Genomic DNA, 24,566 nt, shown 5'->3' on the forward strand with positions numbered 1-24,566 from the left:
AAAAAAACCTCTCCATTGAAGGTTGAACCCCAATGGAGAGTTTTTTTGTATATATGTGCTTCTGAAAGAAGTTTATTTCTTCTTGATACCCTTATAGGCAATAAAGGCTACGACGACTACAGCCAATGCTAAGATGACATAACCAATCTCGTGGCTATATTGTACAGCCTGTTGATAAACGTCATGAGTTGTCTTATAATCGGTGTATTTGTAGATACCCCATCCGATGGTTGCCAAAACAGTGTTCCATACACCTGCACCGATAGTGGTGTAGAGCAGGAACTTGCCCACGTGCATTCCGGCAAGTCCTGCAGGAATACTGATGAGCTGACGAACGGCTGGCACCAATCTTCCAAAAATGGTAGAGGCTGCACCATGCTTGCGGAAATACTCCTCAGCTACTTCCACCTTTTGGCGGTCGATCAGGCACATGTGACCGATTCGGCTATCAGCAAAGCGATAGATGATAGGGCGACCTACCCATTTAGCCAAATAGTAGTTGATGAGGGCACCCAGGTCTGCACCGATGGTAGCAAACACGATGACCAGAATAAACGACATTCCGCTGTTTGGATCCATGGCTTTCCAGGCTGCAGGTGGAACAACCACCTCAGATGGAAAAGGAATGAAAGAGCTTTCGATTGCCATAAACAGTGCAACCACCCAATAATTCAAGTTATCCAGAATCCAAAGAAAAAGATCTGCAGTATTCATAATTATTAATTATATTACTTATTCTGCTTTGCCCAGGTATCCTTCAAGCCCACTGTCTTGTTGAATACTGGCTTCTCGTCTGTTGTGTCGAAATCAGCCATGAAGTAACCGATGCGCTGGAACTGGAGATACTCTCCAGGCTTCTTGGTTGCAGCATACTCCTCTACATAGCACTCCTTGAAATCGTGGTAGCTCTCTGGGTTGAGCAGTTCACGAAAGTCGCGCTCGTCTGCAGATGGGTTTTCAATGGCGAAGAGACGGTCGTACTCGCGTACTTCTGCCTTTACGCAGTGGTCAGCAGATACCCAGTGAAGAGTACCTTTTACCTTGCGGTTGGCACCTTCCATTCCGCTCTTGCTGATAGGGTCGTATTCTGCCTGAATCTCTGTGATGACACCGTTCTCGTCCTTGGTACAGCCTGTACACTTCACGATATAGGCATTCTTCAAGCGAACTTCCTTTCCAGGAGTCATACGGAAGAACTTCTTTGGAGCATCCTCCATAAAGTCGGCACGCTCAATCCAGAGGTTCTTTGAGAAGGTAATGGTATGTGTGCCATCTGCCTCGTTCTCTGGATTATTGATTGCCTCCATCTCCTCGCTCTCACCCTCTGGATAATTGGTGATGACGAGTTTCACTGGGTCGAGTACGGCACTTACACGGCAAGCCTTCTTGTTCAAGTCCTCACGAACTGAAGCCTCCAGAAGAGCCATATCATTGAGGGCATCGAACTTGGTATAACCGATGCTGTCGATGAACATGCGGATACTTTCTGGTGAATAACCGCGGCGACGCATACCGCAAAGTGTAGGCATACGAGGGTCATCCCATCCATTTACCAGGTGCTCATCTACCAGAGTATGGAGCTTACGCTTGCTCATTACTGTATAAGTGAGGTTCAAGCGGTTGAACTCAATCTGGCGAGGACGGTTATCGTTCAATACGTCATCGCTGCCATCCATCTCCTTCAGGAAGTCGACGAACTTGTCGTAGAGTGGACGGTGAGGAACAAACTCCAAGGTACAGATAGAGTGGGTAACACCCTCGAAATAGTCGCTCTGTCCGTGTGCGAAGTCGTACATTGGATAAGCGTGCCACTTGGTACCTGTACGGTGGTGAGGAGTCTGGATGATGCGGTACATGATTGGGTCGCGGAAGTGCATGTTTGGATTAGCCATGTCAAGCTTCGCACGAAGTACCATACTTCCTTCTACAGCCTCAGGAGTGTTCATTTTCTCAAAGAGAGCAAGGCTTTCCTCAATAGGACGGTCGCGATATGGGCTGGCAGTACCAGGGGTAGTAGGAGTACCCTTCTGGGCTGCAATTTCCTCTGCAGTCTGCTCGTCGACATAAGCATGTCCCTTCTTGATCATCCATACAGCAAACTCCCACAACTTCTCGAAGTAATCGGAAGCATAATAGATGTTGCCCCACTTAAAGCCGAGCCACTGGATGTCTTGGAGGATATTTTCTACGTATTCGTTGTTTTCCTTACTTGGGTTGGTGTCATCAAATCTGAGGTTGCAGACACCCTTGTATTTTTCGGCTACACCGAAGTCCATGCAGATGGCCTTGGCATGACCGATGTGAAGATAGCCGTTAGGCTCTGGTGGAAAACGGGTCTGGATTCGACCTGCGTTCTTACCTTCCTTGAGGTCTTCCTCAACCAACTGTTCTACGAAAGAGATGCTCTTTGTTTTCTCCTCGATTTTGTTTTCTTCATTAATTGCCATATTCTATAGAATTACTTTATTATTTTCTAAAACCAGTATTTTTCTCGTTTGATGGTGCAAAGATACAAATTTTATTATAAGTACGGAAATTCTTAGGCTCGAAATTTAAGAAGAAATGTAGGAAAGTAAGAAAATATGTTTTCTGAGGGGGAAAATATAGTGAATAACAGTTAAAGAAAGCGCCTAAAAATACAAAGAAAGCGCCTCCACACCATGTGGGGGCGCTCAGCTTATGATGAATATGTATCAGATGGAAGAATTACTTCTTCTCTTCTACTGCCTTTCTGTAAGTCTCGTTCTTAACGATGAGAGTTCCTTCTTCTGTATCAACAGATACCATATCCTTTACTTCTGCATCGAGACCCTTGCGGATGAGGTTGATGTTGGCAGATGGACCCTGTGGCTTGACATCCATATCCCACTTGAAGTAGTCCTTGTCAAGACCAGTGGTCTTTACTGTAAAGTCTGCGTTGATCGTAATGATGCGCTTTCCGTCAGCACTCTTGTATTCACCAGCAACAGCCTGCTGGAATGCTGAGTCTGTAACCACCTCTTCTGCCTGAGTTGCAGGGGCTGCAGCTGGTTTCTTTTCTGTGCATGCTGTGAAGGCAAGCATACCCATGGCAATAGCCATCAATGTAAGTTTCTTCATAATCTTGATCTTTTAATTATTGATGTTTTGAAAATATTACTTTCTTTAGGATGTGAAAAGCATGATCAGACTTGTAGTAAACATTGTTGCTATGCTGATCAGTCCTACTGATATGGGGAGATAATCATACTGGATCTTTTTCTTGCCGTTCTGAAACTCCTTGGTGTATGATCTTGCCCAACGGTTATAGGCATAGAATACAATCGATGCCATAACGAAGCCAATAAGAACTCCTACCAGCAAATCGCCAGGATAATGTACTCCCAGATAGGCACGAGAATATGTTACCAGTGCAGCCCAGAACGCCAGGAATATATTCAGCTTTCTGTTTCTAACCAGATACATGGCGAATATGGCTACTCCCCACGAGTTGGCGGAGTGGGAGGACGGAAATCCGTATCTGCCGCCCCGGTATCCATCAACCACGTGTACCATATAGGATATGGAGTTGTCCAGGTTGCTTGGGCGGAGACGTCCTACCAATGGCTTGAGTAAGCCTGATGCTGTCTGGTCACAGAGCAATACGAGGAGCGCTACTGCTAGAATAGTGAATATCGTTACCTTCCAGTGGAAATTCTTAATCATCACGAAGATGAACGCTGCATAAAATGGAACCCATGTGAATCGGTTGCTCACCAAAACCATAAAGTAATCGAATAGTTCGTTGTGCATGCCATTGAAAAATAGCAATATCGTTGTATCTATCTGTTCCAGATAATGAATGAGTTCTAGCATTGTTGCCTTTACTATTTTTGTTGATATTTATATTCTCTTTTTTACTGTCATTCAAGATGTTGCCTATTTCTTGGCTAAGTCATCGTATAGCTTCTGGAGATAGGCTTGACCTCGTTTCAGATTAAAGCCTTTTTCGCCTTTGTCATATACGATTCGCTTGGCTCTGTTGTCGTAGATGAGCGAGTTCTCTTCTGAAACAATACCAAATGCATCGTTCACCGCAAAGAATGCGAATTTAGGTGTGGCATCACTCATCATGTTCTTACTGAAAGTGAATTCCCTGTGCTCTACTCCCAGCTGACCGAGCAGGGTAGCTGCAATGTCATGCTGTGAACCGATGATGCCCACTTTCATAGGGCGCGAGATAGCTCCACCTGCCAGGATGAGTGGAATCTGGTAACGGCTACGGTCGTGATCGTTCAGATTTTCCTTGTAACCTCCCACATGGTCTGGTACGAACACGATAAGCGTATTCTTCCATCTTGGCAGTTTGCGGTATTCCCTGACGATAGCACCCATTACGCTGTCGGTGTAGGCGAAAGCATTTAGACGCTTGTCTTTCAATCTGTGGTAAGGCACCTCGAAAGGCTCGTGGCTGCTGGAAGTCTGCAATATTCTCAGCATAGGACGCTTCTCATTCTGCTGTGCCTTGATGTCTTCCATCATTCTGGCTGCTACGATATGGTCTGGCACACCCCATTTGCTCAGCTTGTCTTCTATCGGGAAGTTGGCATCAGAAATGATATGCTGGTAACCCTGAGAAACAAGATAAGAGCGCATGTTGCAGAAATCTGCATCTCCACCATAATAATAGGTGGTTTTGTAATTCTTGTATTTCGCCAGGTTGCGGGCTATGGATGGCAACTGACTAGTCTTGCGTGGATAGCGCATGATGCTGGTTGTGGGCTGTGCAGGATAGCCGCTCAATATGGAAACCATACCTCTGTCTGTGCGGAAACTGTTGGCATAGAATCTTGTGAAGAGGATACTCTGCTGGGCGATGGAATCCAGGCATACGGCTACATCCTTGTATGAGCCCATGGATGGCATGATGTCGCTGGCAAAACTTTCCATAATGACAATGAGAATATCAGGAGTTCCCTTCTTGAAGGTTGCCTCATTGAGTAAAGGGTAGGTGTTCTCATCGCTTGTACTTGTCATCGTAGCGAATATCTTGTCAGCCTCTTTATCTTTCATGAAGCGATACTGTGAGGCGAAGTCCTCCTGGTGAGTAATCGATTCCAGGAGGCTGAACAGCGGATTCACGGCTGAGTGATTCAGATAGGCGTTCTGACTGTAGTATGCCTGTCCCGTGTTCATCGTAGAAACGGTGATGCCACCTCTGATAGGCAGGAAGAGTAAGCCTGTGAGCAGGAGGAGTATGATGGATGTACGGCCACGATGGCGGTCGAAGTCATCGAATCGATTTCTTTTACCACTTCCGAATCCTCCATATCCGTAGCTGTAGCGACTGTATTGCTGGCGTTTCTCGCCTCGCATTCGCAATGTGAACCAAACTCCAATGGTCAGAACTATCAATATGACAATTGAAAGAATCACTTGCCAGATGCTTACACTGGCGATGGCATCAGCCGGTGATGTGAAGAAGTAGAAGAGTGGAGTACTGTCCAATGGATACTTCCAGTATGGATAAAGACTTGCGTTAAGCAGGAAACTGCAAGTGATGAAAAGTGAGGCAATTATGAAGTAGATGTTCATAATTGGTTTAACCAGGTCTCTTTTCAGCCATACCACGGCAATGGAAAGAAAACCAGGAATCACAGATAAGTAACCAGCCATCGATAAATCGAGTGGAAGTCCATGCCAGATAACGGCAGGCAACTCCGTGAAGATATTGTCGACAGGTTGTGTGGCAGAACCCTTTTCCAAAAAGAGGAACAGCGGCTTCTGCAAAACAAACAATACTACAAACGTAGCATAAGTCTTAACAAACCATATAATTTGCTTCATACGAACGTTGAACTTTTCAATATTTAATGTTTAAAATTTCTATATTAATAATGTATCTGTATGCAAAATTAGGAATAATTTTCGAGATAGACAATTATTTTTATAGTTTTTTTCAAAAAAGTGCCAAAAAATTTGGTAGTTTAATAATTTTGCCGTATCTTTGTTGTATTAATTTATTACGCATTATGGCTAAGTATAACATTCAACCCAAAAAAGAGAAGTCAGCGAGATATCAAACCTTGCTGAGTGAGGAGACTAAAGACCGCCTCCGTGATGAGATTATCCGTCTGATTGTAACGGAGAGAAAATACAAGGATCCTGAGTACAACTCTAAGAAGTTGGCTGAGGACCTGAGCACTAACTCTCGTTATATTTCAGCAGTGTGTGCAACTCGATTCCACAAGAATTATTCAGAGTTGGTTAATGACTATCGTGTGAACGATGCAATGTCGCTGCTCACAGATAAGCGCTACGCAAAGATGAGCGTGGAAGATATCAGTGAGATGGCTGGATTCAGCACTCGTCAAAGTTTCTATGCAAACTTTTACAAGCGTCTGGGCATAACTCCACGTCAGTATCGCCTCGAACATTCACAGCATAAATAACTGCGTCTTATAGAAGCAAGCAATACCGCTCATATAAAAATGGCTGTACAGGACAGTTTCTTGTACAGCCATTTTTATTTTGTATTACAATCTATATTCGCTGGCATTTAAGAGAGATCATCATCAGACTTTATTTTCTAAGAAAATGCTTGAGCACCTTACTGGTTGTATTCTTTGATATCTGGCGTATCGCCTTGTCTCTGATCTGGCGCACACGCTCTCGCTTCAGCTGCAGGTCTTCTGCTATTTCTGCCAGTGTTTCATGTGCCATTCCTATACCATAGAACTTAGAGATGACTATGCGGTCTCGTTCTTCCAGTTCTCCAACGCAACGTTCCAAGTCGTTGAGCATCTGGGCGAAAGCTGTATTGTCGTCTGCCGGCTGGGCATCCTTGTTGATCAGGATGTCGAGTAGGGTGTACTTGTTTCCCTCACTGATAGGGGCATCGATGGAAACAGCTTTTGCTGCATTGCGTGGAGCATGCTTTTTCTGATCCTTTGGTACACGATAGAGTGCTGCCTGCTTGTCGATTGTCTGCTGCATCGCCTTGCGAATGAAAGGGGATGCATAAGCCACAAACTGCGAACCGCGTTCGGCATCGTATTTTTGAGCTGCCGTGAGCATCGCCAAAGTTCCTTCGCTAACCAAGTCATCGAAGTCAACACCATTACCACGATAGTGGTTGGCTACCGATTTTACGTAGTTGATGTTATCGCTTACCAACTTATTGATTTCTTTCTCTGTCATATCTCCTTTGGGTCTTTTAATTCATGAATGATGTTTATGATACAATTTTCTGCCGAGAGAAGCTCTTGCGTGATTGCGTAGTGTGCTCTCTCTACTGCAAAAATACAGAGAAATATTTGAAGAAACAAATTTTGCTCCCAAATATTTCTCATTTTAACATTCTGCAATACCTATTTGCATAGTCCGGCGTACGGACAATACTCGCAACGTTTCTTGTCGCAGGTAGGACGCAGTGGCAATGCGGGATTGTAGATGTCGGCAATCAGACTGCGGAGATGCGCCATGAAGTCTTCTTCATACGGTGTGATATCTTCTATCTTTTCCCTGCCTAGTTTAAGGGTTGGGTCGTAGTCTTCTGCACCTGCATTCTGTATGAACAGCAAGCCTGGTGATACGGGATCCTGTGCAGAATTGTATCTTTTGCTGTTCTTGATGATCATCGAGTAGAGGAAAGCCTGCAGATAATAATCCGTATGCTTGCTCAGTGCCTGGGGAGTTGCCGAGAACATCTCATCTATATCCTTGGGATGTGTTGTCTGTGCTTTTCCCGTCTTGTAATCGATGACTCTGATGCGTTCAGAGATGTTCGATATAGGAGAAATGGCATCCAGACGGTCGATGAAACCACCGATCTTGAACTGCTTTTCGCCCCTGCTTGTGTTGACATTCAGTGTATCTGAAACTACCAATTCCATACCGATGATGGTAAATGGTGTCTGGCGTCTGTCTATGGAGATGAGCTGTCGCAAATAGCTGGCTATTACCTCCTTGTTGATGAGTTGCAGACCGTTGTATTTCGGATGATAGTCGTTGTTGCCTACCTTAAAGAGCTCTTCTCTGAAGGCCTGATCTACCAGTCTATCTACCAGCATCTTATCCTTCATTGCCTGGTCCAGGATGTCTGCAGTGATGACGATTGGGCGGATGAGCTGCTGCTTTCCTTTCTCATCTGTCTGGATATCGCTCTTGCTGGCAAAGCCATAGTAGAAAAGTTCGGCTGCCCGATGGAAAATGTTTCCGAAGATGCGGTTATCTACTTCGTCTTCATCAATTTCATCCGGTTCCAGCAACCCCTTTACATATTTATAATAGAACTGCTTCTGGCATCTCTGGTATGTATTGAGAAAAGTAGGTGTGAGCATTCTCACGTCGTCAAGTACCTTCATCACTTCTTCGGTCTTTGGCTCTTCGTCGTATGCCGGGCGAAGGGGTTTCTGACCAGCGATGAGGGTCTTGCGAACGATAGGATGCTGACTTTCTACCATCAGCTGGAGCATGAATCTGCTCATCTCGCCCGATTGACCGTCTTCCGTAGCATTGTTGTAGGTAAGCGTGATGTCGTGGGCACGCTGCAACATACTGTGAAAGTAGTAGGCAAAGATGGCTACCTTGTTTTCTACGGTGGTGAGACCGTAAGCCTTGCGCAGGGAGTAAGGGATGAATGAAGAATCGTTCACGCCCTTTGGTATTTTGCCTTCGTTGCAGGATAGAACCAGAATATGGTCGAAATCGAGGTTTCTGGTTTCGAGTACACCCATTACCTGTATTCCTTCTGCCGGCTCGCCATGGAATGGTATGCTTGTGGTCTGGATGAGCTGCTGTATCAGTCGCTCCAGAGTGATGGTATCTACCTCAAGGTCGCCGGATGTAATGAGTTCCTGCAGACGGTTGAGTAGGGTGTAGGTGCGATAGAGTGATTCGTGGAATAGCGGATCATTCAAATCCTTTGCCTGGGTTCCTATCATGCGCAGAATATCAAGCAAGTAGCTGATGAGCTGCTTGTTGTAGCTACTTTGCGTGGCTTCTGCCGTCTGTTCTTCCAGGTTTCTGAAAAGCAGGGATAGTCCTTCGTCTCCATCCATGCTGAGGAAATCGCGCGATGGGTAGAAGCGTTTCTGCTCTTCCAGCTTTTCAAGCAGGTCGGCATACCGTGAGCTGATGAATCTCGTATAGGGATGGCGCAATGCTGTGAGCACGTAATGAAGACGGTAGGTCTCGCTATGCTGTGGATGACCTGTTCCCTGCAACTGGATGAGCTGCTGGATGAGACTGTAGAAAGGTGTTTGCTGCAAAGGATAACCTATCGTGATATTGACGCTTTTCACCTCTTCCGGAAGTGAATGTATCACACTCTGCAAGAGGTTTTCGTCGCTCAGTACGATGGCTACATTGCGCCCCATCTTGTAGCGGTTGTGTTCCTTGAGCCAGGCGTTTACGTATCTGGCCTGGATGTTCTCTGTTGGTGCAGATATGTAGGTGATATCCTTGTTCTTCGACATGTTGTCGTAGATGTCTTTCTGCGGATAGCTGGCAAGTTCGTTGGGATAGTGCTTCAGATACTGACGGATGTAGTGGCCGGCTTCATTTTGTCCCTCCATATAATACTTGTCGTAATCCCAGTAGAAAAGGGCTTTGCCCTGTTTCAGCAGTCGGTCGCATAGTGTCTGTTCTACTATCTGCATCATATTGAAACCGATGAAGAGATACTTCTTGTAATGGAAGTCTATATCTTCATCGTTTACTACCTTGCGATAGAGTGCTCCTTCATAAGCCAGTTGCTGTTCGGCCAGTTTCTGGTTGAATCCTACGTAGATGTCGTAGAAATGTGACCATAACTGCAGGAATCGCTTCTTCAGTTCTGTATTGTGATCATCAGAGAAATTGCTGAAGAATTTCTTGATCATTGCTTTCTGATAGTCTGTGAGATAAGAAACATCGTCGAGTTCGTGGATGTCACTCAGATTGGCAAAGAGCAGTTTGGCATCTACCATGTTCTTATCTACATCGTCAAAATCGGCAAGGAGGAGCTGGCCCCAACCGTAAAAGTGGTCGAGGGTCTCATCAATGCCTGTGCATGCTACGAATACCTTGTGCAGGTCGCAGATAGACTTGATTGGGTCAGCAACCTTCAGGTCGGAGTGTCGGCGGAAGAGGTCGCTGATGGTGATGTATGTGGGAGTCCAGATCGGCTTGCCGGCCAATTGCGCCAGATAGGTATTGAGGAAGAGCGCTGCACGCTTGTTTGGAAAAACCACTGCGATGTCGCTCATGTTGGTGCCGTATTTTGCCAGCATATCCTGGGCTACTGTTTTCAAGAATGCTTTCATTGTATATTGTTTTTTATTATCTTTGCATTTCATTTATTCATCTATAATACTTCTTCTATTTTGTTCGGATAAACATACCAGAGGTATCCCTTGACATGAGCGTGTCCCATACTTTCGAGCAGCTTCATATAGCCTTTTATCTGGTCGTGGTACTCCGGCTTCGGTTTACCGAATTTGAAATCTACCACCACGGTTTCGTGCTCATCTTTCATCACTCGGTCTGGGCGATGCTCTACCATGTTTCCGTCCTTGTCAGTGCTGATGATGGAACACTCATTGAAAACATTCCATCGGTCAGAGAACCAGTCGCTTACCTTGTCTGATTCCAGACGTTTGCGAATCATCTTCTCAACTCTGTCTCGCGAGATGTTTTCATCGTAGAGAACTCCATCAAGTTCCAGCTGTTTCAGTGCTCCTTCAATATCATCTCTTGTACGGATGGTAGAGAAGAGACTGTGCAGTACTGTACCCATCTTGATATAGAATTTCTGCTGTTCTTCCTGTTCATCTCCTTTGATGAGGTCGCGGCTCTTGTTACTCTGTCTGAATTCTGGAAGCTTAGGTGATACATTGATATCTATCTGCATCATTTCTGCAGGCATCGTAAAGACATTTCTGTTGATTTTCATCTCCATCTCTACTTTTTCCTTCGGTACCACCGGTTCGCCATATTTAAAGATGATGTCGTTGGTCTTGCTGTCTGTACCGATGCCTTCCAACTCTACATTTACCGCGTCGGTAAGCATTTCGTATGCTTCTTTCTCTGCATTTTGCTTCAGCTTCTCAGTAACAGTTTCCAGTGATTTTTCGATGATTCCCGAACGGTAGGCGGTAGATGCGCGTTTGCCGAAGACATAGAGATTATGACTGGCTCTGGTGAATGCCACATAGAGCAGGTTCAGATTATCTACGATGTTCTGCAGATGCTCGTGATGGTAGTCATCTTCATAGATGCTTCCTTTCATCTGTTTGGCACTGAAATCTACAGGAACCAGAGGCAGTTCGTTGTAAGGAGCTTCCTGAGGAGTACACCAGATGGTATTGGCTTTCTCCAGCTGCCAGTCGCAGTATGGCATGATGACATGGTCGAATTCCAGTCCCTTACTCTTGTGGATGGTGATGAGTCGGATACCCTCGATGCCGTCACTATGGATGCTTTTTTCGTGGAGATTGTTTTCCCATTCCTGGAGAAACGCCTCGATGTCGCTGCTGTTGTCTGTCAGGAAGGAATTCAACTTGTCGTAGAAGGCACATACGTAGGCACTTTGTACTTTCATATCTTCTATCTCGCCAAGGTGAAGTTCCGTAAACAGTCTTTCGGTCAGGTCGAGTAGAGGCATCTCCAGCAATTTCTGTCGATTCTCTGTAATCAGTTCAATCACCTTTTCATCATCCAGATAAGTATGGGCAAACTTCAAGAGTGTGGCGCGGGCAATATCGTCGGCAGGGTGCATCAGCAGCTTCAGGGCTGTGATGAGTATCTGTACTGCCTGCGAAGCGTCGAGGCGGAATGCCTCGTCTGAAACCATCTCATAGTCTGAATGCTCCATAAAGTAGGCTGCGATATCCTGGATGGTGCGGTTGTTGCGCACGAGGATAGCGATACGGTGGGTGGGAACACCACGTGCAGTCAACTCATCTACTGTCTGCAGACAGAGTTGCATCATGCGGTCTTCTTTATTTTCTGCATCATTTTCATCGTCCTCTTCCTGTGTCTTGAGGAGTCGCACCTCCACATATCCCTGCACCTTTTTCTTCTCCGGAACTTTCTGTTCTACATCGGCATAGGCTGTAAGCAGTTGCTTGGCTGTTTCTGGTATCGTTTCTGCCAGTTCGTTATATTCCTGCTTGGCGGCTTCTACGAAGAAGGCATTGTTGAAGTTGATGACATTGCGGTCTGAGCGATAGTTGGTGGCTAGGGTCTCTACATCCAGTTGTTTCTTCGGATTCTCAAACTGATCTTCTATGTTGTTGAGAAGTCGCCAGTCGCCTGAGCGCCAGCGGTAGATACTCTGTTTTACATCTCCTACAATCAGGTTGCCTGCATCTTCGCGGCTCATCGTTTCTTCCAGCAGCACCTTGAAGTTTTTCCACTGTATGGTGCTGGTATCCTGAAACTCGTCTATCATCACGTGGTTCAGCTGGGTACCGATTTTCTCGAAGATGAAAGGTGAGTCGCTGCCCTGAATGAGTGAGTGAAGCAATGTCTGTGTGTCGCTGAGCAGGAAGCGGTTAGCCTCCTGGTTCATTTCTCTCACCTTCTTGTCTATGCTGCCCAAGAGGCGCAGCTGGTTGAGGTGCTTGATGGTGAGGTTGGCGCTCTTGTACATTCTTTCGAGCATGTGGCGGTGCTTTTCCGAGACCTGGAGGATAGGATGTAGAACATTCACCACATGCTGATAGAGTGGAGAATTGTTCTTGACTTCCGACTTCTTGACCCAGTTTTCCGGATTAGCCAAGCATTTTGTTAAAGTCATGTTGTTGACGTCATCGTCTCCGTATTTTCCGTTTCTCAATTTATTGAAGTAGCTCCAGATTCCCCTTGTCTTGTTGTTGAGGTCATCGGCCGAATATCCTTCCTCTTCCAGCGCATCGAAAAAGGAAGCTGCGATTTCTTCGAATTTTTCTTTAGCCTGGTTTCGGGTTTCCTTCATCTTGTCTTTGAATGCTTCGAAGAAGCCTTCTTCTTCCATTCGTTTTGACAGCTCGTCGGCGTGCTCCTTATAATAATCACGGAAGATGTGTTCACCGAACGACTTGATCTGGCCGATCACATTCCAGCTCTTGTCGTCTGCGATGTTTTCCTTGATGTAATCCATGATCCAGAAAAGCAGTTTGTCGGTGCTTTCCAGACTTTCTATCAGTTCATCCACAGCTTGCTGTTCCACCTGATAATCGTTCAGTCCGATGCGCAGGTTGGCTGTGAGGTCGAGTTCTCGTGCCAGATTTCGCAAGACACTCTGAAAGAAGGTGTCGATGGTTTCTACTCTGAAATAGTTGTAGTTGTGGATGAGCAGGCGCAAAGCCTCTTCCGCATTCTTTCTGATCTGTTTTTCCGAAAGATGGGGGAGTGCGGTATGTATCTGTACCAGATACTGATCTGATTCGGGTAGCTCGTGGGCAATGCCATAGAGCTGTCCGAGAATACGCAGTTTCATCTCTTCTGTAGCCTTGTTGGTAAAGGTTACAGCCAGGATGGTGCGATAGGCGTGGGGATTGTCTATCACCAGGGTCATGTATTCGCGGGCAAGGGTAAAGGTCTTACCCGATCCCGCACTTGCCTTGTAAACGGTGAGTTGTGAATTCATATATTGTTCTTTTTTTTCTTTTGATTTATAAGGGAATATCCCGTAACGGATTCTACCAGTTTCTGAAAAGTTCGAAGCCGAAGCGGCAGCCTATGCCATCAAACTTTCCCTGTCTGAATGCTGCGAAGAAGCCGAGCGACATCAGGCGCGTGCTTACACCATAGCCCCATTCTGTATAAGGGTAGAGGTGTTTTACCACCAGACCGCTGGTATAGAGTCTTTCTGATTCTACATATCTGCCTATCAGCGGAAGCCAGGCGGCAAGAATCATCGGAGATTCATAGGTGAAGTTGGCACGCAGGTAATAGTTGCTGGCATTATACCAGTAAGACGACAGCAGTTCGAAATCGCCCGACCATTCATCGTTCCAGCCTCCCGGAATGTTGTTGTCGTGGAAGTTGGTGTAATCAACGAAGTCCCAGTGTGCTCCTCTTCGGGTATAGAAACCTGTTCCGAAACGCATCGAGTACGATTGCCTGCGGGAAGAATAGAGAATCGTCTGGGCATCAAACTCGGCTCTTCCGTAGTCGATGTTGCTGCCCAGCAGGTTTTTGAAACCTTGCTCATAGTCGAGTTTCAGCACGATGCCTTTCTCTGCTTTAGGTCTCCATTCTATTCCGATGGCAGGAGCCACAGACTTGTATTTATCCGGATAGCCTATGGATTGATAGAAGTCCGGACGGATGGCAATGCGGTTGTGCGCTACCATTCCCAGTTCCATCGCCCAATGTGGGGAGAGGCGCCAGTGGTTGGTGAGTCGCATGTAATTATCCTTGAATTCCGTAAAGGTGGATTTTCCCATCAGGAGAGAAGGTATCTCCGATGGAGAGAACCCTCCGATGCTGTCTTTCGGATCCATGTACCCCAACGCCTGGCGAGCCAGCTTGTTGGTATTGATGCGGTTGCCGTTACCGATTTCCAGCTGCAGATAACCCTCGTGACGGGTATTGTAGTTGAGTCTGACAGGAATTCTGTAGTAGAAACGATGCTGGCGGAAACTGTAACCGCCTTTTATTCCGGCAGAAAGCTGGATGTTGTCATTGAAGGCATACTGTCCGTTGATTTTGAACTTATATACCACACCCTTGGATTCCGAATAACCCATATATAATGGATTGAACAATGGGTCGATGCGGAAATAGCCCTGCTGCTGTTTGCCGAAGTCGCTGGAAATTCTGTTCAGCAGGTTATCGCCTACGATATCCCAGAGCACATCTTTTGCGAAATCTTTCTTCTTTTCTCCCAGTGCTGCTGCTTTCCTTTTTCGCTCTTCCTGTCTGTCGTAATAGATGCGATAGATCATTTCCTCATCGGTGTTCAGTTTGATAGGTCGCACTTTAGACATCATGACGGTATCTGCGCTATTCTTGATAGTATCTTCCAGAACTTTTGGCAGATCATATATGGTGGTGTATTTACCGGTAATCTTATTGCCCATGAAACTGAAGTTGGCGCGCATGTCACACTTCACAGGTCCCAGCGACTTGTAGCCTTTCTTGCCCATCGTTACGGAGATGTAGAAACGGGTCATATCGTATTCTCCCTCGAAGTCGCACATCTGAATCTGTCCGTTTTGGATGCGGACGATCGCCCTGGTCTCTACCAGCTGGGTGTTTTTGATGCGTGGGTAGGCGTAAACCTGAGCCATACCATAGAGCAGTGGCGTGACGGAGTACTTGTAGTATCGTCTGTTGGAACGATGGAAAGGGGAGAGGATGTTCTCCTGAAATAGGTTTTCTCCATACACATTCGGCGTCATGTAGTTGAGCGCGGCGCTCATCGTACTTTTGCGGTGTGGAATGGTACTGAGATTGAGCAGTCGGTGGATGACAGGTGCTCCCTTCTCATTCACTTCGATGCGGTTGTAGAATTCGCTGATGAACTTTCTACCTGCTCCATAGGAGATGGCGTACATGGTAGGAACGAGAGCCAGGGTGGCGTTTCGCTTGTTGGTACGCATCTGGAATTTAGTGTAGGCATAGCTCGAATTGCTTCCTCTTCCCGTGGTATCTATCTTTTGGGCATAACAGAAGATACGCTGCATCACGGAGTCTGTGATGGCGTCCTTAGCCTTCACTCTTCTGGCATCTGTTGCCAGAGGAAAGCTGATAGTCAAGAGGATGACAGCCGCTATGATGCGAATCAGTTGTATCTTCATATTTATCTATAAAAAAATCGGGTGAGGCTGAGTTGCCACACCCGATTGCAAAGTTAATGTAAATATCTTGAAAGTCCAAACTTTTAGCTTGATATTATACTTTTTTATCCCAGAAAATTTATCTTTATCCCAGATATTTCATCAGAATACCGATCTTGCCGGATTCTCTGAGCTTGGTGATGCTCTTCTCTCTGATCTGTCGAACTCTTTCGCGTGTCAATCCCATCTTGTCTCCGATTTCTTCCAGACCCTTCTCGGTCTCGTCGATACCGAAGCAGGCGCATACGATCTTGCGCTCTCTTTCCTTCAGACATTTGTTGAGAACCTGTTTCAGCTCCTGAGCCATACTCTCATGATCCACGTGCTTGTCGGTACGGCTGTCATCTCCGCTCGACATTACGTCTGCCATCGAGTTGTCATCGTCTTCGCCGAATGGTGCATCGATGCTTACATGATGACCGCTAGCCATCATACTCTGAGAGATTTTATCTTCATCTACACCGGTGCGGGCAGACAGTTCCTCTACGCTAGGGCGGCGCTGGTTTTCCTGCTCAAATCGGTTGATTTCCTGGTTTACCTTGTTGAGCGAACCCACCTGGTTCAAAGGCAGTCTCACGATGCGGCTCTGTTCTGCTATTGCCTGGAGGATGCTTTGGCGAATCCACCATACAGCATAGGAGATGAATTTGAAGCCGCGGGTCTCATCGAAGCGTTCTGCAGCCTTGATGAGTCCGATGTTGCCTTCGTCAATAAGATCGGTGAGTGTGAGTCCCTGATGCTGATACTGTTTTGCCACAGACACCACGAATCTCAAGTTGGCTTCTACCAATTTGTTCTTGGCTCTTTCGCCAACTCTACCTCCCTTTCTTATCTGCTGTGCCAGCTCTATCTCTTCCTCTATAGAGATCATTGGCGCTCTGCCGATCTCTACCAGATATTTATCTAGTGCTTCACTATTTCGATTGGTTATGCTCTTTTGTATCTTAAGTTGTCTCATGATGATCCTACCCCCAAATTTTGTTACTAAACTCCACAAAGTTAGTAAAAAATGTGATAGGTTGTATTTTTCTACAACATAATTTAACTAAAAATACTTGTTTTTTCGAAATTTTATCTAACTACCTCATTTTGAGAGAATTTTGTGAATGCGTCTTGATAGCCATTGAATACATTGATATCTACGGCTCCGTGGATGCCTGCCACACGGCCATCCGGGCATAGCTGCCAATATACCAGGTGGATGTCTGGCTTGTATTCGCCATAGCGGGCAATCCATATTTTATAGTTGTGCTTCAGATCGGGTGCTGCAGGCAGATAGCGGTTTACGAAGATCTGACTGATGTAGAGGATAGGTTTTACGCCCGTGGCTCTTTCCACCAGTCTTAACCAGGTTCTTACTCTTGCGAAGAGAACGCCCGGACCTCCCATCTTGCTGATCTGGCTATGCGATGGCTCCAGGTCGAGAACCGGCGGGAAATCTCCTCTCCTGATGCAGCTGTGTCTGAGGAAATGATTTGCCTGAACAACGGCTGGTGTTCTGGTGCTGAAGAAGTGGTAAGTGCCTACTTTATAGCCATGTGCGCGAGCTGCACTATAGTCTTTCTTATAGTAAGGATTCACTATTGATTTACCCTCTGTGCTCTTGATGTAGATGAAGCGGATCGGGTAGTTTACGTTGCCTGCTACGGTTTTTCTGCTGATGTTTCCCAGATGCGTGATACGCAGTCTCTTCCAGTTTATCTGATATCGCTTTCTGCCTTTGATGTGTTGGTATTTGGAGATGTCGATGCCGTAGATGCGCTGCGAGTTATATATCAGTCGCTCTCCCTTGTATCTGTCTTTCTTCCATTCGCCCACTCTCAGAGGCTTCTTGGGTGAGATGCTGAATCCCCATCCGTTTCTTTCTCCATTCTTCCATTCTCCTTCGTAGTAGGAACCGTCGTGCCCCATCCAGGTGCCGTAGCCTTCTGCCTGGTAGAGACTGTCGTAGCTGCCTGAGAAATAACCCAGTGAGTCATGTCGCTGTTCATAGTTGATGGTGTCTCGGTGGGTGGCTCCCTGCAGGTTTACGATTCCGATGGCTGTGCGGGGTGCGATGCCGTAGATGCCGTCAGGGGTTGTTTCTGATGCCAGCTGAAAGAGGTGGCAGTACTGTCTGTCTTTTCTTTCATCTGCATTCGTCTGGATGAGCTTGCAGTCTTCGCTTCGGGTCTTGCCGTTTTCATCTGTGTAGAATGCCTTATATTTAATAAGGTGTACCAATACCAGTTTGCCGTCTTTCTGGTCTGTCTTGTCTGAAGGTGTTTTACCCTGGATATGATGCAGCGAGTCGAGCATCTTCTTGGCAGAATCTCTCAACACCTTCTCGCGGTTTTCGAAGGCACAGATTCGGTTGTATCCCAGATCCATTACGCTGTGGGAGTGGATATAGTATGCCAGCTCACTTTCTTTCCATTTCGAATCCTTGTAGAGACTGTCGAGTGAATCCACTTTCTCTACTAGCACACTGTCTGCATCGAGTCCCTGATAGCGGTTTCGGGTGATGTCGGTATTGTTGGATGCTGCGAGTCGTCCCTGGCATGAAGGAACGAGTGCCCAGCGGTTCATGAAGGTTGCTGCCAGTGTGGTGGTATCTTCGTCGAATCGCAGCATGGTTTTGCCGTTTCTTCTTATTTCGTAGCAGCTGTAGGCTTCTATTCTGGCTTTGGCTGCCTGCACCTGTTCTCTTGTGGGATTCAGACAGCGGTAGGTCCAATATCCCAGGGCGCAAAGTAGAATGATAAATAGGGCACCAGCTATTCTGATGCCTTTCTTTCTGTTGTTTGTCATTGTTTCAATTCCTCCTATATTTCTTTTCTCTCCCTTATCTATATATCTATATTTCTATTATCTATAGTTCTTGTTTTATCTGTTGTTTTATCAGACTTCTGGATTTACCTCCAGTTCTATCTCCAGGATGGATTGGGTGTCGGGGGTGATTCTGCAGTGGTCTGATGTTCTTTCTCCGATGAGCCAGATGATTTCGCCTGCCTTGTCGGTCAGTACATGTTGGCTTATTTTCTCCATATAGTTTCGCTTGCGGTCTGTCAGATAGTCGCTTACCAGCTTCGTTCCCTTCATGCCGAAAGGTTTGAATCTGTCGCCCTGTTGGGTGAGTCGATAAGTGAGCGGGAAACTTACCTGATTGGCATCCAGGGTGATGCGGCGGCTTTCCTTGCTTGGCGTAAAGTCGGCTGTGCGAGGGTAGCGGCGGATTCTGATTCTCGTGTTTCCGGCAAGACTGTAATTCCCTTCTTCCGGAAGACGGAAGGCTCTTTCTTTCTGCAGGTTATCCATTTCTTTCTGAGATGTGATAAGCAGCTTTTCGCGGTCGATGCAAAGTATGTATTCGTTGCTTTTCCAAATCTTGCCTATGCCTCCGTCCTGGCTGTTCATACTTTCTATGATGCCGTCGATGGTATCACCATGAAAACCATAGCTGCCGATGAGCTGATGGAGCATGAACTCCGGACTTGCCGCCTGCATCACAAGCTGCTTGCCGATGGTTATGGTATTGCTGGAATCATCGGGCTGCGATGGTACGCCCACAGCATCATCGAGCATCATCTTAGCCTGTCGGAGGTATCTGGCCGATTGGGCGATGTTCTCCCTGGCTGCAGGGTTCAGCGTTTCCAACAGTGGAATCACGTGATGGCGGATCTTGTTGCGCAGGGCATCATCTTCCAGGTTGGTGGAGTCGGTGACGTAGTCTTGTCCCTTTTCTGCGAGATAGTCCAGAATGTCCTGGCGGCTGATGCAGAGTAGGGGGCGAAGGATGTTTCCGTTTTTGGGAGCAATGGCAGCGAGTCCATCCACCCCCGAACCTCTCAGCAGATTGAGAAGGAGCGTTTCCACGTTGTCATCTCTGTGATGTGCCACGCAGATGCCGTCGGCTTCAATGTCTCGGGCGAGTTGAGCGAAATAGCGGTAGCGCAGATCCCTGGCAGCCATCTCGATACTCACCTTGTGCTTTTCGGCATAGGTGAGGGTATCGAAGTGGATGCGATGCAGGCAGATGCCTTCACGCTCGCAGAGATCTACGCAGAACTGTTCGTCGCGCTCGCTTTCTTCGCCACGCAGGTGGAAGTTGCAGTGGGCTGCATGGATGGGAATCCCCAGGTTCTTGAGAATCAGGAGCAGAGCCACACTGTCTGCTCCTCCCGAGAGGGCAACAATATAAGAACCGTCGTGCTTCCACATTCCGTGGCGCACGATATAGTTTCTGACTATCGTTTCTATCTTGTTCATATTCTATATTCCTGAATCTTCATCTTCTGAATCTTCGTCTTCTGAATCTTTCTTTGCTGTAATTTATTCCACCTGCCTTGAAAATCTAACCTTTAAGTTTCTTTTAATGTCCTTCTTTCAGAAACTCCTCAGCGCGTTGGAGATCTTCCGGGGTATCGATTCCCACGGTCTCAACGTCTGTGGTTCCCACCTTGATCTTGTATCCGTTCTGCAACCAGCGCAGCTGTTCCAGGCTTTCTGCTATTTCGAGAGAGCTTTGTGGCAGCTGGGTTACCTCTCTGAGCACTTCCTTGCGATAGGCGTAGATGCCCAGATGCTTGAGGTAAGGGAAATGCTGGAGCCACTCCTCGCGTTCCTTGCCACGTACGTATGGGATGACGCTGCGGGAGAAGTAGAGAGCGAAGCCCTGGTTGCTGACTGCGATTTTCGGACTGTTTGGATTCTGTACCGCCTCCATAGATGTGAAAGCCTTGCCCAAGGTAGCAATCTGGGTAGTTGGGTCATCGAAGCAATGGCAGATGGTTTCCAGCTGGCTTTTTGCCACGAAAGGTTCATCGCCCTGTACGTTGACGATGACATCCCAGTCGCCGCCTATCTTCTCGATGGCCTCCTCTATGCGGTCGGTTCCGCTCTTGTGGTCAGTACGGGTCATTACCGCCTTACCGCCAAAAGCTTCCACGGCATTGAAAATGCGCTCGTCGTCAGTAGCCACGTATGCTTCTTCTAAAACAGCAGCCACCTTTTCATATACATGCTGAATAACAGGCTTGCCACCAAGCATGGCAAGAGGCTTGCCAGGGAAACGCGTTGAAGCGTATCTTGCTGGAATAATACCGATAAATTTCATAAGCTTCTTTTTGTTTATTCTCTTGAGAGATGTTTCTGTTTATCGCTTCAGAGCGATGTTGTAATTGTAATAATGTGTATTGCCGGTGATGTCTTCGAGCACCTGGATGAAAGGAGGGAACTTCACGCTCTCGCGTTTTGCGATGCCTTTGGTTTCCAGGATCATCAGGTCTTTTACTGGCTCTGAGAATGAATCCAGCTCGAAGTACTGACCTTTCCAGATAAAGCTCTTGCGGTGCTTGCGGATGGTAGCACGGTAAGGGTCTGCCTGCTGCAGCATATTCTCGTAGAGATTGGCGCTGATTTGTCGCTCGGTCTCAATCTGTTCGTTGTCGGCTACGCGCTTCTTGGTGGTGTGAACATATACGTACTTGCCACCTTCGAATCCGCGGCGACGGAGACGGATCTCGCTGCCTGGTTCTCCCGAAAGATAGGTCTGAACGATATCGCTGTCAATGGCATTAGGAACTTCGCCGGTCAGTTTCACGATATACTTTCTTTCCTCCTCGATAGGTTGTGGAATTCCCAGCACATTGCTGATCTCCTTGAGCACACGGTTCAGCTTGTTGTTGAAGTCCTCGTGGTTGTTGATTACTCTCAGATGTGGGTGGCCCTTCCAGGCGGAAACGATTCTCTTGTCCAGTTCCCTGGCTATCTGCAATCCCTTTTCGTCAGCCTTTTCCACTCGCTGGGCATTGTTGGCTGTGGTATAGAATTGTTCAGCGCCATCTGCGGCAGAAACCAGATGCAGTACGGCATCGTAGCGTTCACGCAACTGGGTGTTGGTGTATCCCTGCTCGGAGATGATGCGGTTCCAGAAGTCTTCTGTCAGATAGGTGGAGATATCCATCGTGCCACGGTCGCAGACGATGATGACGGGCTTGTCGATGGTTTCCGCCATTTTGGTGAAACTGTCTTCCAGTCCAATTTGAGTCAGGAAGGTAGCTTTTTCTCCCTCGAAGAAGAACTTCTCGTTTTTGGTGAGATAGTTCATACCTGCCTGGGTGAACATGGTAGGAACCTCAGGAATCGTAAACACCTTGTATCCAAGGCCAGAGAAGTGGTCGATTATTTTTACCAGCGCAGTGGTTTTACCTGCGCAAGGACCACCTGTAAGTACAATTTTCTTAATTGTATTCATTATCTTATTTTTTGTTATTATCAGATGCGTCTTTTTTGTTATTATCAGATGCGTCATGGGATGCGTCAAGCGCCCTCATTCCTTTTATGGGTGCAAAGATAGCAATAAATTCTTTAAGAAAGAAAAAAACTTTCGGTTTTATTTTGTATTCTAAATGAATTAATGTATCTTTGCAAAGTTAAACGACAAGAAATAAGACAAGAAATAACAGATGATTTACTTCATTTCAAAGAAATTAGAAATATCAGCAGCCCATTCGCTTACCCTCAGTTACGAGAGTAAGTGCAGCAGTCTGCATGGTCACAACTGGCAGATTGAACTCTTCTTTGTGGGCAGAGAGTTGAACCAGGATGGCATGGTGATAGATTTTACCCATGTCAAGAAAGCGGTGCATGGCAAGATGGATCACGCCAATCTCAACGAGGTGTTTGATTTCAATCCTACCGCCGAGAATATCGGAAGATGGCTCGTGGATCTCTTCCCGGAGTGCTATAAGGCTACGGTGCAGGAGAGCTTCGGCAATACTGCCGTGGTGGTTGACGAAGAGAAAATCAGAGGAATCGAGCATCTGGTTCCTTAAAATCGGAGCTGGTAATTAATATTAGGAAAAATGTATAAAGTTAACGAGATATTCTATTCCCTTCAGGGAGAAGGAAGATGGTCGGGCAGGCCAGCCGTGTTTGTTCGTATGAGCGGCTGCAATCTGAAATGTCCTTTCTGTGATACCGATTTCAAGGGATATAAGGAGATGAGCGCCGAGGACATCCTGGCTGCGTGCCAGGAGAAGGGCGGCGATTGCCGCTTCATCGTTCTTACCGGTGGCGAACCAACCCTGCAGGTGGATGCGGAACTCATCCATCTCCTGCATCAGAAGGGATATTATCTTTCGATGGAAACCAACGGCACCCATATGGTTCCTGAGGGCATCGACTGGATTACCTGTTCGCCCAAGTTGGACTTCACGGAGGGCGGCGAACTTGCCTTGAAGAAGGTGGATGAGCTGAAACTGGTCTTTGACGGCGCCCACGAAGTAAGCAATTATGGATTGGAAGCCACCTGTCAGTATCTGCAGCCTTGCGATGTGGGCAATGATGCCCGCAACCGCTTTATCCTCTCCGGCTGCATCGACTATGTGAAGCGGCATCCGGAATGGCAGCTTTCACTCCAGATGCATAAGATTGTGGGTATCCGATAAAGCTTGTAAGATCATCACAAAATCATAATAAAACAACAATAATAATATAATGGAAAAAGTAAAGACTTTGATTATAGGTAGCGGTCCTGCGGGATATACAGCTGCCATTTATGCAGGTAGAGCTGGTCTCAATCCTGTATTGTATTCTGGTATGCAGCCAGGCGGCCAGCTTACCATCACCACGGAAGTAGAGAACTTTCCTGGTTATCCTAATGGCGTGGATGGCACCCAGATGATGATGGACATGAAGGAGCAGGCTGCCCGCTTCGGTGCGGATCTGCGCGACGGAAGCATTTCCAAGGTGGATTTCTCTTCCCGCCCTTATCATCTTACCGATGAGCGTGGCAACGAGATAGAGGCTGATACCGTGATTATCGCTACTGGTGCTTCTGCCAAGTACCTCGGTCTGGCTGATGAGGAGAAATATCGTGGACAGGGCGTTTCTGCCTGTGCTACCTGCGATGGTTTCTTCTACCGCAAGCGTACGGTTGCCGTAGTGGGTGGTGGTGATACTGCCTGCGAGGAGGCGATGTATCTCTCTGGTCTTGCCAAGAAGGTGTATATGATTGTGCGCAAGCCTTATCTCCGTGCTTCTGAAATCATGCAGAAGCGTGTGAAGGAGAAGGAGAACATCGAGATTCTTTTCGAGACCAATACGCTCGGCTTGTTTGGAGAGAATGGAGTAGAGGGCGCTCATCTGGTTCGCCACATGGGTGAGTCCAACGAGGAGAAGTTTGATATTGCCATCGATGGTTTCTTCCTGGCTATCGGCCATAAGCCTAACACGGATCTCTTCAAGGATTTCATCGATTTGGATGAGCAGGGATTCATCAAGGTGGTTCCTGGTACTGCGAGCACCAATCTTCCTGGCATCTTTGCTGCCGGCGATGTTGCCGACCCGGTTTATCGTCAGGGCATTGTTGCAGCCGGCTCTGGTGCCAAGGCTGCTATCGAGGCAGACAGATATTTGCAGCAGTTGTAATCACAGAACTTATAAAAGTTAGATAAAACAAATCTAAAAGTTAGATAAAAACAAATCCGCAGGAGTTTAGTATAACTCTCTGCGGATTTTTTTTGTATGGAGAAAAGTTTCGCGGAAGATGAGGGATTCAAACCCCCGATACCCGGAAGAGGGTATACCGGATTTCGAGTCCAGCGCATTCGGTCACTCTGCCAATCTTCCTTTGTCTGATATTGTTTCAACGACGATGCAAAAGTACTGCTTTTTGATGAACCGACAAAATATTGAACGAAAATTTTAACTAAATTAACCCTCAAGCCTCCAACGTAAATATTTGCCCCGCGTCCCCGCCAGGCGTCCCGCCGGATTTGAAATCCGGCGTTAAAAATGTCCTAACCTATTTAG

Annotated in this window: 18 protein-coding genes and 1 tRNA gene; 4 read left to right on the forward strand and 15 right to left on the reverse strand. The window is 46.8% G+C overall.

Features of this window, described 5'->3' with window-relative positions; all coding sequences use genetic code 11:
• Positions 1–72 precede the first annotated feature (72 nt).
• The 5 genes from CFT61_RS00005 to CFT61_RS00025 all read right to left on the reverse strand — a co-directional run bounded on the left by CFT61_RS00005 (position 73) and on the right by CFT61_RS00025 (position 5,805).
• Positions 73–714, reverse strand: a complete 642-nt coding sequence (locus CFT61_RS00005; protein WP_262924342.1) for a DedA family protein — start codon at positions 712–714, stop codon at positions 73–75.
• Between the two features lie 14 nt (positions 715–728).
• Complete coding sequence (locus CFT61_RS00010; RefSeq protein ID WP_089542461.1) at positions 729–2,447, reverse strand: glutamine--tRNA ligase/YqeY domain fusion protein; 1,719 nt, start codon at positions 2,445–2,447, stop codon at positions 729–731.
• Positions 2,448–2,706: 259 nt separating this feature from the next.
• Positions 2,707–3,099: a hypothetical protein gene (locus CFT61_RS00015; RefSeq protein WP_089542462.1), complete on the reverse strand. Its 393-nt coding sequence runs from the start codon at positions 3,097–3,099 to the stop codon at positions 2,707–2,709.
• Positions 3,100–3,144: 45 nt separating this feature from the next.
• The gene (locus tag CFT61_RS00020) at positions 3,145–3,834 is read right to left on the reverse strand and encodes a phosphatase PAP2 family protein (RefSeq protein ID WP_089542463.1); all 690 of its coding nucleotides are present in this window, start codon (positions 3,832–3,834) and stop codon (positions 3,145–3,147) included.
• A 63-nt stretch (positions 3,835–3,897) separates the two neighbouring features.
• On the reverse strand, positions 3,898–5,805 hold the full coding sequence (locus CFT61_RS00025; RefSeq protein WP_089542464.1) for an LTA synthase family protein: 1,908 nt from the start codon (positions 5,803–5,805) through the stop codon (positions 3,898–3,900).
• A gap of 185 nt (positions 5,806–5,990) precedes the next feature.
• On the opposite strand from CFT61_RS00025, the gene CFT61_RS00030 reads away from it, so the two are divergent.
• A complete protein-coding gene (locus CFT61_RS00030; protein WP_089542465.1) occupies positions 5,991–6,410 on the forward strand; it encodes a helix-turn-helix domain-containing protein in 420 nt (139 codons plus the stop codon).
• Positions 6,411–6,540: 130 nt separating this feature from the next.
• Here the strand turns inward: CFT61_RS00030 and CFT61_RS00035 are convergent, their stop codons facing one another.
• From CFT61_RS00035 to CFT61_RS00075, 9 genes are all read right to left on the reverse strand, one after another.
• On the reverse strand, positions 6,541–7,158 hold the full coding sequence (locus CFT61_RS00035) for a sigma-70 family RNA polymerase sigma factor (protein ID WP_089542466.1): 618 nt from the start codon (positions 7,156–7,158) through the stop codon (positions 6,541–6,543).
• A gap of 170 nt (positions 7,159–7,328) precedes the next feature.
• Entirely contained in the window at positions 7,329–10,265 is a 2,937-nt protein-coding gene (locus tag CFT61_RS00040) for a PD-(D/E)XK nuclease family protein (protein WP_089542467.1), read from the reverse strand.
• A 41-nt stretch (positions 10,266–10,306) separates the two neighbouring features.
• Entirely contained in the window at positions 10,307–13,573 is a 3,267-nt protein-coding gene (locus tag CFT61_RS00045) for a UvrD-helicase domain-containing protein (RefSeq protein WP_089542468.1), read from the reverse strand.
• Between the two features lie 52 nt (positions 13,574–13,625).
• Positions 13,626–15,731: a DUF5686 family protein gene (locus CFT61_RS00050; RefSeq protein WP_089542469.1), complete on the reverse strand. Its 2,106-nt coding sequence runs from the start codon at positions 15,729–15,731 to the stop codon at positions 13,626–13,628.
• A 124-nt stretch (positions 15,732–15,855) separates the two neighbouring features.
• Entirely contained in the window at positions 15,856–16,728 is an 873-nt protein-coding gene (locus CFT61_RS00055) for a sigma-70 family RNA polymerase sigma factor (RefSeq protein WP_089542470.1), read from the reverse strand.
• 113 nt (positions 16,729–16,841) lie between these two features.
• Entirely contained in the window at positions 16,842–18,560 is a 1,719-nt protein-coding gene (locus CFT61_RS00060) for a GH25 family lysozyme (protein ID WP_254918796.1), read from the reverse strand.
• Between the two features lie 90 nt (positions 18,561–18,650).
• Positions 18,651–20,018 (reverse strand): tRNA lysidine(34) synthetase TilS, encoded by a 1,368-nt coding sequence (tilS, locus tag CFT61_RS00065; protein ID WP_089542471.1) that lies wholly within the window; start codon positions 20,016–20,018, stop codon positions 18,651–18,653.
• Positions 20,019–20,121: 103 nt separating this feature from the next.
• The gene (gene kdsB, locus CFT61_RS00070) at positions 20,122–20,865 is read right to left on the reverse strand and encodes a 3-deoxy-manno-octulosonate cytidylyltransferase (RefSeq protein WP_089542472.1); all 744 of its coding nucleotides are present in this window, start codon (positions 20,863–20,865) and stop codon (positions 20,122–20,124) included.
• A 39-nt stretch (positions 20,866–20,904) separates the two neighbouring features.
• On the reverse strand, positions 20,905–22,005 hold the full coding sequence (locus CFT61_RS00075; RefSeq protein WP_089542473.1) for an AAA family ATPase: 1,101 nt from the start codon (positions 22,003–22,005) through the stop codon (positions 20,905–20,907).
• Positions 22,006–22,219: 214 nt separating this feature from the next.
• Between CFT61_RS00075 and CFT61_RS00080 the strand changes: the two genes are divergently transcribed.
• Genes CFT61_RS00080 through trxB form a run of 3 tightly spaced genes read left to right on the forward strand, consistent with a single transcriptional unit; the run spans position 22,220 to position 24,182 of the window.
• Positions 22,220–22,585: a 6-pyruvoyl trahydropterin synthase family protein gene (locus CFT61_RS00080; protein WP_089542795.1), complete on the forward strand. Its 366-nt coding sequence runs from the start codon at positions 22,220–22,222 to the stop codon at positions 22,583–22,585.
• A gap of 30 nt (positions 22,586–22,615) precedes the next feature.
• The gene (locus tag CFT61_RS00085) at positions 22,616–23,200 is read left to right on the forward strand and encodes a 7-carboxy-7-deazaguanine synthase QueE (RefSeq protein WP_089542474.1); all 585 of its coding nucleotides are present in this window, start codon (positions 22,616–22,618) and stop codon (positions 23,198–23,200) included.
• Between the two features lie 49 nt (positions 23,201–23,249).
• Positions 23,250–24,182 (forward strand): thioredoxin-disulfide reductase, encoded by a 933-nt coding sequence (gene trxB / locus CFT61_RS00090; protein ID WP_089542475.1) that lies wholly within the window; start codon positions 23,250–23,252, stop codon positions 24,180–24,182.
• Positions 24,183–24,294: 112 nt separating this feature from the next.
• Here trxB and CFT61_RS00095 read toward each other — a convergent pair.
• Positions 24,295–24,383, reverse strand: a tRNA-Ser gene (locus CFT61_RS00095).
• Positions 24,384–24,566 lie beyond the last annotated feature (183 nt).

Origin of the sequence: Segatella copri (genome assembly GCF_002224675.1) — a bacterium.
Classification (GTDB): domain Bacteria; phylum Bacteroidota; class Bacteroidia; order Bacteroidales; family Bacteroidaceae; genus Prevotella; species Prevotella copri_U.

Bases quoted from the DNA above. Each gene is read 5' to 3' on its own strand.
- CFT61_RS00005 (WP_262924342.1), bottom strand. From the start codon at position 714: ATGAATACTGCAGATCTTTTTCTTTGGATTCTGGATAACTTGAATTAT.
- CFT61_RS00010 (WP_089542461.1), bottom strand. From the start codon at position 2,447: ATGGCAATTAATGAAGAAAACAAAATCGAGGAGAAAACAAAGAGCATC.
- CFT61_RS00015 (WP_089542462.1), bottom strand. From the start codon at position 3,099: ATGAAGAAACTTACATTGATGGCTATTGCCATGGGTATGCTTGCCTTC.
- CFT61_RS00020 (WP_089542463.1), bottom strand. From the start codon at position 3,834: ATGCTAGAACTCATTCATTATCTGGAACAGATAGATACAACGATATTG.
- CFT61_RS00025 (WP_089542464.1), bottom strand. From the start codon at position 5,805: ATGAAGCAAATTATATGGTTTGTTAAGACTTATGCTACGTTTGTAGTA.
- CFT61_RS00030 (WP_089542465.1), top strand. From the start codon at position 5,991: ATGGCTAAGTATAACATTCAACCCAAAAAAGAGAAGTCAGCGAGATAT.
- CFT61_RS00035 (WP_089542466.1), bottom strand. From the start codon at position 7,158: ATGACAGAGAAAGAAATCAATAAGTTGGTAAGCGATAACATCAACTAC.
- CFT61_RS00040 (WP_089542467.1), bottom strand. From the start codon at position 10,265: ATGAAAGCATTCTTGAAAACAGTAGCCCAGGATATGCTGGCAAAATAC.
- CFT61_RS00045 (WP_089542468.1), bottom strand. From the start codon at position 13,573: ATGAATTCACAACTCACCGTTTACAAGGCAAGTGCGGGATCGGGTAAG.
- CFT61_RS00050 (WP_089542469.1), bottom strand. From the start codon at position 15,731: ATGAAGATACAACTGATTCGCATCATAGCGGCTGTCATCCTCTTGACT.
- CFT61_RS00055 (WP_089542470.1), bottom strand. From the start codon at position 16,728: ATGAGACAACTTAAGATACAAAAGAGCATAACCAATCGAAATAGTGAA.
- CFT61_RS00060 (WP_254918796.1), bottom strand. From the start codon at position 18,560: ATGACAAACAACAGAAAGAAAGGCATCAGAATAGCTGGTGCCCTATTT.
- tilS (WP_089542471.1), bottom strand. From the start codon at position 20,018: ATGAACAAGATAGAAACGATAGTCAGAAACTATATCGTGCGCCACGGA.
- kdsB (WP_089542472.1), bottom strand. From the start codon at position 20,865: ATGAAATTTATCGGTATTATTCCAGCAAGATACGCTTCAACGCGTTTC.
- CFT61_RS00075 (WP_089542473.1), bottom strand. From the start codon at position 22,005: ATGAATACAATTAAGAAAATTGTACTTACAGGTGGTCCTTGCGCAGGT.
- CFT61_RS00085 (WP_089542474.1), top strand. From the start codon at position 22,616: ATGTATAAAGTTAACGAGATATTCTATTCCCTTCAGGGAGAAGGAAGA.
- trxB (WP_089542475.1), top strand. From the start codon at position 23,250: ATGGAAAAAGTAAAGACTTTGATTATAGGTAGCGGTCCTGCGGGATAT.